We start from the raw sequence: 11,880 nt of genomic DNA on the forward strand, positions 1-11,880 counted from the left end.
GACCAAAAGCTGAGTTACGGTGTCTTGATGCACCAGAAAGTTGAACGGTCTGTCACGCCTAAATTCTTATTTCTTTATCTCTTAAATTTGAAAACAGGTGATGTAAACATACGAGAAAGTTGAGGTGGGATATTTTGATTAAACAAATATTCTTTTTATTACCGATAGTTATGCTCAACTCACTTTGAGATAAGTATTTCTTGGTTTTCCAAGATATCCTTAGCTCGATTTTTATCCTCCCCTTAGGCCTGTCAGAATTTATCACCGTTTATCCATCATAAGTAATCATTGTCATAAGCTGAATTTTTCTTAAAAGTTAAATTGCTGGAGTTTGTGAATTTTGTTACAAAATGTTACGCTGTTGCAATGTGCAGCTTGACAACAGGGGCAATGCTTTTATTGTAGAGCCACCCTCCATTTATTCTGGCTAGTTAAGCTACCCTTCGAAAAAGTTATCCTCCTTTATTTCGATAATAATCCTTTCGTGAGCACCATTGTTGAGAAACTAACATTGCATCCTGCAACGTTAGTTTGTTTGTTTATTTATAATAAAAGTTAATCGTTCTGGTAGGTTAGAGGTAAATCTCTTTTGGCACTGATTTTGATTATAAGCTGTCAAGAATATTTGTTTTAAATAGCAAACCTAAAGCTAGGATAAGGAGATTGATGTGATGGGTGCAAGTTTTATAACGGACATAGAGACGGCTGAGAAAGTATTAAACGATGCCAAAAGAAAAATATTGGTTGTATCTACTTATCCATACCATGGCGATAAAAATATTTTTCAGGTCATTAACCTGGCTTCGAGGCTAGATAAAGAAGTAGTGTTTATGTCGGTAGATAATATATCCCGGCTTTATGATTACAAGAGACAAAGACAAAGATATATCAAAAAGTATGAAGAACGAGCAAAAAGAAATTTTTGTCGTTGTGATAAGTTGTGTAAATCATTTGGTGTTAATGTGTATTATTTGGTTGTGCATGATAACTTGGACAAAATACTCTCGCGCATATGCAAAGCAGTCAAGCTTATTGATATGATTGTTTTAGAGCCAGATATAGATATTTATAGTATTACAAGTAAACTTCCTGTGCATTTATACAGTATCCATGTATTGTCTGATATAGATATACAGGGATACGAAGTTGATAGTTGTAGAGAAAATATAAAAAACAAAAAAGAAGAAGATAGAGGTGGTGCCATGTTTCTAAAACTTAAAAGAAAAAGAAAGAAGAAAAAGGAAGTGGAAGAGAAAGAGCATTTAAACAAGCCTACAGCGCAGCAATCATGTGAAGAAAACAAAATTTTGGTGGTTAGCAAAGATTCTTCATTTACCCAGGCTATTATCGAGTATGCTGTGCACATGGCTTCTAAGTTAAATGCCAAGATTGTCGCTCTAAATTTAGATGAAAAGTCTCAGAATTTTGAGGCATTTAAAAAGCAGGCAAGAGAAGCTGCTTTGGTGTTTCAAGCTAAGGCAGGAGAGAGAGGGGTAGGATTTTCTCATCTTGTAGCCGAGGGTGAGGAGAGTGCTGTTATTCGTCAATTGCATGCTAAAGATAAAGCGATGAAGTATATTATTGATGATTCTCCGACCTATATAGAAAAGGGACAACATTTTCCTGTTTATTGTCGTCTTCAGGTATAGACTTGCAGTTTCTAGCTTTGAGAGTCTGTGTCCAAACCTTACTTAAGAGGGGAATTTTTCATAATTTTTTTTCAATCCTGATTTCTAATCTGGTAGTCAAAATGGGGTTTGGCCACAGACTCTTAAGTGAGGGATGTGGACTTTCGGATCCTGACTCTGGTTTGACTGAAAACTTAACTTGAAGGGGGATTGTATGACCTTTGAGATGATTTTGGTTATGGGGGTGCTTTTTGTAGCTATCCTTATGTTTATTTTTGAGTGGGTACGTGTTGATGTAGTGGGCATTATCATGATGGTTGTTTTGCCTCTTCTTGGCTTGGTTACTCCTAAGGAGGCTATAAGCGGCCTGAGTAGTAACGCTGTTGTCTCTATTATTGCCGTAATTATTATTGGCGCAGGACTGGATAAGACTGGAGTTATGAATTCTCTGGCTCGTCTTATTTTGAAGTTTGCTGGCAAGAGCGAAAGCAGGATTATTGCCCTAATTTCAGGAACTGTCGCCTTCATATCTAGTTTTATGCAAAATATTGGAGCAGCAGCTTTATTTTTACCTGCGGTGCGCAGAATAGCAAGGCAAACCAACATTCCGGTTCCGCGCATCCTCATGCCAATGGGCTTTTGCGCTATCATTGGCGGGTGTATTACCTTGGTTGGCTCCAGCCCCCTTATTTTACTGAATGATTTAATGAAGGTGGTTGGAGATTATCAACCATTTGGACTTTTTAGTGTTACCCCGCTTGGTCTCGCTCTTACAGCGGCAGGCATATTATATTTTATTTTTTTGGGAAGGTATATTTTACCTGCCAAGGCCAGTGAAGAAAAATACGGTCCGTTGTCTCCAGTCTTGGCAAAGACATACGGAGAAATTGGTGATTTGTATGAACTTCATATCCCCGATAGTTTTAAGGAGCAGAGCTTAAAGGCTATTGACTTACGGCCGCTCTATTTTTGTACTGTAGTGGCAATAGCCAAGGGCACAACGCGTCAGAGAGTTTTTGCCCCTGAGCCAGATGAATTCCTGGGGCCTGGGGATGATATCGCCGTGGTCGGGCCGCGTGAGCTGGTAGAAAAACTCGCTCAAGATTACGGATGGAAATTAAAAAAGGAGCTAGAGGTTTTTGCCGAAGACCTTTCCCCTAACAACGCTGGTATTATGGAAGCTATTGTTACTCCTCGTTCACAACTGGTTCACCATACTTTAAAGGAATTTAAGTTTCGTCGTCGTTTTGGTGTAAACCCGATGGCCATTTTTCGCAGAGACAAGATATTTATTAGCGGTATTTCGGACATAGAGTTGTTGCCTGGTGATGCGCTTTTGTTGTTTGGACGTTGGGAAAAATTTCATTTCCTAAAAGAAAAACCGGATTTTGCTTTTACAGAACCAGTGAAAGGGGAAATTATTAATACGGAAAAGGCCAAGTGGGCCCTTGGTTGCCTGGTTGTGTCTCTTGTTATGATTTTGGGCTTTCATGTGCAACTTTCAATTGCTTTGCTGACCGGTGCCTTGGGCATGGTGATTACCAAAGTCTTGACGATTGATGAGGCATATGATTCAGTTGACTGGATGACTGTTTTTCTTCTGGGGGGCCTTATTCCTTTGGGCGTAGCTTTTCAGAATACTGGGGCAGCTAAGTTTATAGCAGATTCGATTATGTCAGCATTAGGAAGTGTTTCTCCCCTTACATTATTTATTGTTATTGGTCTATTGACTTCATTCTTTACCCTTGTTGTTTCCAATGTGGGATGTACCGTATTAATGGTTCCTCTTTCCATGAATATGGCTATTAAGGCGGGAGCCGATCCAAGAATCGCCGCATTGGTAGTGGCTGTTGCGGCCTCCAATACTTTTGTCTTACCTACCCATCAGGTGAATGCCTTGATTATGCGGCCAGGTGGATATCGTACTATTGATTATGTAAAGGCAGGATCTGGTATGACCATCCTTTACCTAGTAGTAATGATAGCTGGGTTGGCTTTATTTTATGGTTTCTAAGGCTATCTAACTTAAGTTTGTACCGGCATGGCCGCTAAATGCCATGCCGGCGCGTAAGGATAGGGTTTTGTTCACATGTCTTTATCTTATAAAAAATAAGTGGAGCTATGTATGTTGGTTTCTAAAATCATGCAAACAGAACTTGTGTTGGCTGATATGGAAAGTGATTTTGTGACACTTTTATGCAAGATTAGTAACTTATCGCCAAGACAAATTTACGTAGTTGATGATCAACTAAAATTGCAGGGGATAATTACTGGGTATGATTTGTTAAAGGTGGTATTGCCTGAATATATAGATTCAAATTTATTACGTTCAATTAGAGACCAGAAAATTGATGATTATCTTTTAAAATGTATTGACCATATAAAAGAGAAAAAAGCCAGTGAAATTATGGTTCGTGACTTTACTTATTTAAAAGAAACAGATCATGCTATGGAGGCTGAGGCTTTGATTGTTGAAAAAAGAATTAATGCTTTACCTGTACTAGATGAGAATGGAAAAATTCTTGGAGAAGTGCACAGACGTGATATTTTGAATTATATAGCCAGGCTTTGCTGTAAATAATAGACTGATATGAGAAAAAAATATTAGCAAGATTTTATATCCAGCATATTTTGTTAAACTTTTTTTTGTCCATAGTTTTTTGGGTCTTCAATCTTGGTTTTTATGGGAGTGCATCCGTTGGTTCTTCCAGATTGGGAGTTGGGATGCTTTAACCTCCCATTTTTTTGTGAAATAAGTATAGTAATTGGGGAATCCAGATATAGTTAAGTGATATTTAGGGAGGGAATAAATGTTTTGGACGGCGACCTTAATATTTGTCATTTCATATGCGGTAATTGTATCTGAAAAGATACATAAAACCAAGGTGGCGCTGTTTGGAGCTGCCCTGGTTTTAATTACAAAAATCCTTTTGCAACACGAGGCTCTGCACGACATTGAGCTTGGTGTAGATTGGAACGTTATCTTTTTGCTCATTTCAATGATGATCATCATCAATGTTATGACCAAAACAGGGGTTTTTCAATATGTAGCCATCAAATCTGCCAAGGTAGCCAAAGGAGAGCCATATACCATAATGGCCATCTTTGCCGTGATTACTGCCATTGGTTCGGCCTTTCTGGACAATGTAACCACTGTTCTTCTTCTGGCTCCGGTAACTCTGTTAATTGCAGAACAACTGGAAGTGGACCCGGTCCCTTACCTGATTACCGAGGCCCTGGCTTCAAATATTGGCGGGACTGCCACGTTAATTGGTGACCCCCCAAATATCATGATCGCATCTAAAGCGGGTCTGAACTTTATGGACTTTATTGTCCATCTTACCCCGGCCATTATTATCATCTTTGTTATCTGGATGCTTTGCTGGAAAATCATTTTTGGCAAGCGTCTTCATGTTAAGCAGGAAAACAGAGAGCGCGTCATGGCCATGAATGAAAACGAGCTTATCAAAAATCCTGTCCTGCTCAAAAAATCACTCTTTGTTCTAGCCTTAACCATTACTGGTTTTATCCTGCATGGGGTATTTCACTACGAACCAGCCACAGTAGCCTTGATGGGTGCAGCCACATTGTTGCTTATTTCCGGAGAAGAGCCGCATGAAATCCTGGCCGAAGTGGAATGGCCAACCATTTTCTTTTTTATTGGCCTGTTCATCATAATTGGCGGCACGGTCAAAGTCGGACTTATTGAACTCATGTCGCAAAAAATGATCCAAATAACCAACCCCCAACCGGATAACATGTTCACCCTTTCCATGGTGATGGTCTGGTTCTCTGCAATTGCCTCAGCTATTGTGGACAATATCCCCTTTGTGGCCACTATGAATCCATTGCTCATTGATATGGTCCACAAGGTTTACGGTTTAACTGACGCTGCAACAATGGAGCACATCCAGCACGCAGCCATGATGCCGGTCTGGTGGGCCTTGGCCTTAGGTGCTTGTCTTGGGGGTAATGGTTCTCCCATTGGGGCCTCCGCCAATGTTATTGTTGTTGGTATGAGCGAAAAGGCAGGGCATAAAATAACCTTTGTTCGCTTTTTAAAATATGGTGTGCCAGTAACGGTTTTGACTATTGTTATATCTATGCTTTATATTTATGTACGGTATTATGTGTTGGGTTGGGTATAAAAAGCGATTTATTGCCGTATTTTTGTAAGTGATAGGCTAAAAAAATAAATGTGAATGGTTAATTCCTGTTTTTTGCTAGTTATAAATGTTATTGTACGTGTTTTGATGTTGTGAGCTTAATAAAAATTGAACAAGACTAACATAATAAATAAGTTACTCAGCTTTCTGAGTTAATTTGCGAGCGCATTTTCTTCAATGCTAACAAAGACTTGGACAGATCTAAGGCTTGCTTGCGGGCTGTGCATAATGGGGTTAGTCAATAGAATATTATTTAATGCTTTTTCTGTTGTTATGATGGGTTTCGAAAGTTCGATGGAATAACCTCCCTATGCACAGCACTTCCGCAATCTTCGCCAAGATGTGTTACCCAACCCGTTTGTAATGCATTTCAGAAAATGCTCTCTTCAATTGTGTAGTAATTTGAGGATGTTAATCATGTCAGCAAGTTGAGTAAGTTATCATCAACACCTAAAGAGACTGTGGCCAAACTTTACTTAAGAGGCCAAATTTTCATCAATCCTGATTTCTTTCATGCTGGTGCAAATGCCTGGACCCATCTATAGTTTGCTTGCGAGCAGAGCATGAAGGGATACTTTGGGTAAACAAATAGGCTTTTAATTATACTCAAGTTGAGCGATTTTCAGTCAATGGGTGAGATTGCCACGGACAGCTTCGCTGCCCTCGCAATGACAATCTCGCTCCTGTCATGGCGAGCGGAACAAAGTGAAGCGAAGCAATTTCAAGGTTTGAACTGCAAAAAAATCGCTCAATTTACACGATAGATAGTTATAGTAAGGCCCGTAAGGTAGTTAACTTTGTCGCCCCGATGCTCTGCTTATCCTCAAGCTTCGTCCCGCACCCATTTTGACTGAGTATCTGAAAAGCGATGAGCATCGATGGTTTTAAAGTTAATTTTTTGCTTTGTCACAAAATTTGCTGAAAATGGGCGCGGGATTACCCTGCCCTTTGCAATGCATTCAAGAAACCAGGATTTTCAATCATAGTAGTGAAATGGGGTTTGGCCACGGACTCTAAAATGTAATATTTCCTCAAAAAACGGGGGGATTTAGGGGTTCCTGTTATTATGTTTTTTAGAAAAAAAAATCGTATTATAGAAACGGACTTGCCATCAACGCCTCCACAGGAACTCTTGCGTTTGGATCCCTTGGAAAGCTTAAAGAAGAAGGTTGAAGAAGCAAATCTGACTTTCCCAGCCAAGGATGCTGTCAGAAATGAATTGCGTAAGCTAGAGAAAACAGATCCTGCCTTACCAGACTATACGATTGGCCTTAATTACATTGACTTCGTCCTCAGTTTACCGTGGCAAAAAAGTACACCTGACCGTTTTGATCTTCTTTCTGTAGAGCAAATTCTACAAAAAACTCATTACAGTTTGCGGGAGGTAAAGGAGAGGGTACTGGATTTTCTGGCATCCAAGGTTTTACACCAACTTAATCATAGTCATATTTTGGTGGTAGATGATGAAGAAATAACCCGTTCCAACTTAAAATATGCCTTGAGCAAAGATGGATATAATGTTTTAACCGCGGCTAATGGCAGCGAAGCCCTTGATATACTCAACAAATGCAGGATCGATGTATTAATCTCAGACCTTAAAATGGAACAGATCAACGGGGAACAACTTTTGGAAGAGGTGAAGAGAGTATCTCCCTCTACCCGTTTTATTATGATCACTGGGTATGCAACCGTTGACTCTGCTGTATCGATCTTAAAAAAGGGAGCTGTGCATTATTTACGCAAGCCCGTTGATTTGAACGAACTGCGAAAATGTGTGAGGATGGCTTTAGATTACTCTTCGGCTTATATTGCCAGAGGAACTGTCCTTTGCTTTGCCGGGCCTCCAGGTACAGGCAAGACCTCAATAGGCCAGACTATTGCCCAAGCCATGGGCAGAAAATTTATTTGTTTTTCAATGGCCGGTTTGCGTGATGAAGCAGAACTTAAAGGACACCGTAGAACTTATATTGGTGCCATGCCAGGCCGCATTATCAGTGAAATAAAAAAGGCCGGTGTGAACAACCCTGTTATTATGCTTGATGAGGTCGATAAACTCGGTACTGACTTTAGAGGATATGCTTCTGCTGTTTTACTGGAAATTTTAGATCCTGCTCAGAACCATAACTTTATTGATTTTTTTCTGGACGTTCCTTTTGATCTTTCTAAAGTTTTTTTTATCGCAACGGCCAATGAAATAGAGCGCTTGCCAAGGCCATTGCTGGATCGAATGGAAGTAATCTATTTCCCCAGTTATTCAGAAGAAGAAAAAATAGCTATAGCCAAACATCATCTTGTCCCTCGACAGCTTAAAGAATGTGGGCTCGCTATTGGTGACGTAATGTTTCAGGAAGATGCTCTCCAGGAAGTTATTCGGAGTTACACACAGGAGGCAGGGTTAAGGGAGTTGGAACGTCAGATAGCCAAAATTTGTCGTAAATTAGCCAGGAAAAAATTGAGACGGGAAGAAAACTCTTTTCTTATCGACAAGGAGGAAGTGTATCGTCTTCTGGGACCGAAAAGAGTTTACAGGCCTTTATTAAAACCGAAGCAACGTGTTGGAGTAGCCAGGGGACTGGTCTGGTCTGAATTTGGAGGCGAGGTGATTTTGGTTGAGGCCTGTAGAATGCAGGGCAATAAGCAGCTTTTGCTTACTGGTTCCCTTGGACGTGTCTTGCGAGAGTCTGCCCGGATTGCCCTTAGCTTTATTCGTACAAATGCCAGTCAGCTTAAATTAGCGCCGGATTTTTTTGCCAACTCTGATATCCATGTACATATTCCAGCAGGTAGTGTGCCCAAAGATGGTCCTTCTGCAGGGCTGACTATCGTCATGGCCTTGATCTCGTTACTTGCCGATATACCTATATTTAGTGATGTGGCTATTTCGGGAGAGATAACTTTAAGCGGAGAAGTTATGGCTGTAAGCGGTTTGCGCGATAAACTTCTTGCAGCTAAAAGAGCGGGAATAAATAAAGTTATTTTGCCTTTAGCTAATAAGGAAAATGTATTATATATGTCAGATGATGTTAAAAAGGGGCTGGAAATTGTCTTTGTAGATGAGATCTTGGATGCTGTCCCTTATGTTTTAAGTCGATAGGTGCAATTGTAATTCAAGAATGATTCATCAATGTGGTTAGTGTCAACCGTTGCTAGTATTTATATATCGCAGTCATATTTTTTTAGTTTACGCCATAGGGAAACACGGTCGATTCCTAGAATTTTAGCTGCCTTTGTTTTATTTCCTTTTGTCATTTCCAGAACTTTTAAAATATATTGTCGTTCGTGTTCTGCCAGAGGGACAAAGTGTCGAGGCTCACTTTCTTCTATTGGAAGGATGACACTTTCCGGGTTTTGACGCAGATCTGGTGGCAGATGTCCAACATCAATAGTGTCTGCATGACACAAAGCGATGCTCCTTTCTATAATGTTCTTCAGTTCCCTTACATTGCCTGGAAAATCATATTGCATCAGCCTGCCCAGCGCCCGATCAGAAATCTTTAGTTCTTTATCTGGCTGCAATTGTTTCAGAAAATGGTGAACAAGTAGAGGGATGTCTTCTTTTCTTTCTCGAAGCGGAGGTACCTCTATAGTAATTACATTTAGTCTGTAATAAAGATCCTGGCGAAAGCTGCCTTGTTCTACTTCGTAGCTTAAAATTTTATTGGTGGCGGCGAGAATTCGAACATCAAGGTCAATTTCTTTTGTCCCACCTACCCTCATTACCTTTTTTTCCTGAAGCACGCGCAACAATTTTGCCTGCGTTGTTAATGGCATGTCTCCAATTTCATCAAAAAGCACTGTGCCCTGGTTGGCTATTTCTAAAAGCCCGGGTTTTGCGCGATGTGCCCCGGTAAAAGCACCGGCTTCATAGCCGAAGAGTTCGCTCGCCAGTAGAGATTCGCTGAATATACTGCAGTTGATGGCCAAAAACTTTTCTTTTGAGCGGGGACTGAGGGCATGTATCATCCGTGCTACCACTTCTTTGCCAGTGCCTGTTTCTCCAGTAATTAAAACGGTTGTATCCAGTAAAGCTATCTGAGAAATCGTTTCCTTTAGGGCAATGATTTTGGGAGATGAGCCAATGAGTTGTACACTGGATTTATTTTTTTCTTCCAGTTGTTGTCTCAGAGAGTGCACTTCTTTTTTGAGAGCACTTTTTTCCAGGGCTTTTTTGACAAGAATGCGTAGTTCTTCAATTTTAAATGGCTTTGTTAAATAATGGTAGGCACCTTCCTTCATGGCATGGACGGCCGTATTGATTGTAGCGTAGGCGGTTATAATAATTACCTCTGTTGCCGGATGCAATTCTTTGCATCTCTTTAAAACCTCAATCCCGTCTATATCTGGCAATTTTAAATCTGTTATTAGTAGGTCATAGTTATCTTTTTGAAGAAGTTCCAGAGCTTCTTTTCCAGTAAGAGAGGTAACTGTCGTATATCCTTCTTTTTGTAAGATATAGGCAATATTGTCCAGAGTGATTTGTTCGTCGTCGCATATAAGTATTTTGATGCTCATTGTCGTATATGTGTGTATCGTTTACAATGGTAAATAAATTGTAAACGTAGTTCCTTGGCCTAATTTGCTCCTTAGTTTAAGATGGCCACCATGTTTTTTTACTACGTTATAGACAATAGAAAGACCTAATCCTGTCCCCTCAGATGGGCCTTTAGTCGTAAAAAATGGATCAAAAATCTTATCCTGAACATCGTCAGGGATACCTTTGCCATTATCTTCTATTTCTATTACTGCTTGATTGTTTATATTGTCTTTTTTGCAGCGGATAATGATGCGTCCCGGCGGCTTCTCAATAGCCTGGATAGCATTTAAGATAAGGTTTAAAAGTGCCTCTTGCATTCGTTGTCTATCAAGAGGCAGAGTTATATCCTCTTGTATTTTTAGGTCTATGGTGATGCCCGATGGCATTTCGCTCATAGCCAGAAGCTTGGCTCGTTCAATAAGGTTGTTTAGAGATGTTGGATTGAGTTGGAATTCCTGTTGACGAGAAAACTCTAACAACCCCTTTACAATATCTCTTGCTCGCAGACTTTCGGACTCTATGTTCGATAGATTTCTGTCCAAAAAATTTGTTTCAATATCGGGCAACTCTTCTCTAAGGATTTGAGCGGTTGTCAGGATGTTGTTTAAGGGATTATTTAACTGATGGGCGATACCCGAGGCGAGGATACCGATGGATGACATTTTTTTAGCTTGAATAAGCTGTTGCTGATGTATTTTTAACTCTTGAACCATTTTGTTAAAAGCATCAATAACCAGTTGATTCTCGTCATAAGTAGTTAGAGGGGGAATTGGTTCGAAGGAGCCATGGGCAATCATATTCGCCGCATCCATGACAGTAGTTAATGTTTTAAAGACTCCTTTGAACAGGATAAAAAAGATAATCATACCTGTTAAAATGGTCAAAATCCCGGTAAAAATAAGTTGTAGCTTCAAATTTCTAACGATTCTATCCAGCTCTTTTTTTTCCGAGTCGGTAATAGTTTTTGTCAATTGGAGCATCGACTGAGCAACTGACCTTAGGTCTGTAATAAGCTCTGATTTTTTTGTGGGATGTGAGGAATAAGCTTTAATATCGTTAAATATTTTTTTGTATTTTGGGATTAACTCTTTTAGCTTGACTAATGGGTCGTGTATATGCTTTGACTGCGGTATAATATTGTTTAATATATTTAAGGAGTTGTCAAGGTAGATGATTGTTTTGCGAAAATCGTTATCATCTTTATATAATAAAAAATTTTTTTCGTATCTTCTTACTTGAAGAAGGTTATTTCTAAACTCTTCACTCTTTTCCAGAAAAATAAGTTTATCGTTTATTTTGTTCAAATTAATATAAGAAAGACACCCTATTATCAATTGAGATACGGTATAAAAAATAAATATTATTATTATTTTTTGTTTGAGTGTTAATCTGAATATTTTCATCTCTGTCTATAGCTCGCAGATTTTTATGTTAAAAACGCTATGTATGAACGTGACAAATTTTAAATATAGTTTCTATGTATTGAGAGGTCTCAACAATAGTTCGGAAATAAGTAACTAAATTGCCTGATATTACATTTCGTATTACACAA

7 protein-coding genes are annotated in these 11,880 nt (G+C 39.4%); 5 read left to right on the forward strand and 2 right to left on the reverse strand.

Annotated features, from left to right (window positions below):
* Positions 1-671: 671 nt before the first annotated feature.
* From KFV02_RS09400 to KFV02_RS09420, 5 genes are all read left to right on the forward strand, one after another.
* Entirely contained in the window at positions 672-1,649 is a 978-nt protein-coding gene (locus KFV02_RS09400) for a universal stress protein (protein ID WP_252381294.1), read from the forward strand.
* Between the two features lie 193 nt (positions 1,650-1,842).
* A complete protein-coding gene (locus KFV02_RS09405; protein ID WP_252381295.1) occupies positions 1,843-3,642 on the forward strand; it encodes an SLC13 family permease in 1,800 nt (599 codons plus the stop codon).
* A gap of 111 nt (positions 3,643-3,753) precedes the next feature.
* Positions 3,754-4,209: a CBS domain-containing protein gene (locus tag KFV02_RS09410; RefSeq protein WP_252381296.1), complete on the forward strand. Its 456-nt coding sequence runs from the start codon at positions 3,754-3,756 to the stop codon at positions 4,207-4,209.
* 229 nt (positions 4,210-4,438) lie between these two features.
* The gene (locus KFV02_RS09415) at positions 4,439-5,776 is read left to right on the forward strand and encodes an ArsB/NhaD family transporter (RefSeq protein WP_252381297.1); all 1,338 of its coding nucleotides are present in this window, start codon (positions 4,439-4,441) and stop codon (positions 5,774-5,776) included.
* A 1,084-nt stretch (positions 5,777-6,860) separates the two neighbouring features.
* Positions 6,861-8,888: a S16 family serine protease gene (locus KFV02_RS09420; protein ID WP_252381298.1), complete on the forward strand. Its 2,028-nt coding sequence runs from the start codon at positions 6,861-6,863 to the stop codon at positions 8,886-8,888.
* Positions 8,889-8,947: 59 nt separating this feature from the next.
* Here KFV02_RS09420 and KFV02_RS09425 read toward each other — a convergent pair whose 3' ends face one another.
* Together KFV02_RS09425 and KFV02_RS09430 are read right to left on the reverse strand one after the other, a co-directional pair.
* Positions 8,948-10,306: a sigma-54-dependent transcriptional regulator gene (locus tag KFV02_RS09425; protein WP_252381299.1), complete on the reverse strand. Its 1,359-nt coding sequence runs from the start codon at positions 10,304-10,306 to the stop codon at positions 8,948-8,950.
* A 21-nt stretch (positions 10,307-10,327) separates the two neighbouring features.
* The gene (locus tag KFV02_RS09430) at positions 10,328-11,731 is read right to left on the reverse strand and encodes a sensor histidine kinase (protein ID WP_252381300.1); all 1,404 of its coding nucleotides are present in this window, start codon (positions 11,729-11,731) and stop codon (positions 10,328-10,330) included.
* Positions 11,732-11,880: the final 149 nt, after the last annotated feature.

This window comes from Desulfovulcanus ferrireducens, from assembly GCF_018704065.1.
In the GTDB taxonomy this organism is placed as follows: domain Bacteria; phylum Desulfobacterota; class Desulfovibrionia; order Desulfovibrionales; family Desulfonatronovibrionaceae; genus Desulfovulcanus; species Desulfovulcanus ferrireducens.

Excerpts from the sequence above, each read along its gene's own strand:
- KFV02_RS09400 (WP_252381294.1), top strand. The coding sequence starts at position 672 with ATGGGTGCAAGTTTTATAACGGACATAGAGACGGCTGAGAAAGTATTA.
- KFV02_RS09405 (WP_252381295.1), top strand. The coding sequence starts at position 1,843 with ATGACCTTTGAGATGATTTTGGTTATGGGGGTGCTTTTTGTAGCTATC.
- KFV02_RS09410 (WP_252381296.1), top strand. The coding sequence starts at position 3,754 with ATGTTGGTTTCTAAAATCATGCAAACAGAACTTGTGTTGGCTGATATG.
- KFV02_RS09415 (WP_252381297.1), top strand. The coding sequence starts at position 4,439 with ATGTTTTGGACGGCGACCTTAATATTTGTCATTTCATATGCGGTAATT.
- KFV02_RS09420 (WP_252381298.1), top strand. The coding sequence starts at position 6,861 with ATGTTTTTTAGAAAAAAAAATCGTATTATAGAAACGGACTTGCCATCA.
- KFV02_RS09425 (WP_252381299.1), bottom strand. The coding sequence starts at position 10,306 with ATGAGCATCAAAATACTTATATGCGACGACGAACAAATCACTCTGGAC.
- KFV02_RS09430 (WP_252381300.1), bottom strand. The coding sequence starts at position 11,731 with ATGAAAATATTCAGATTAACACTCAAACAAAAAATAATAATAATATTT.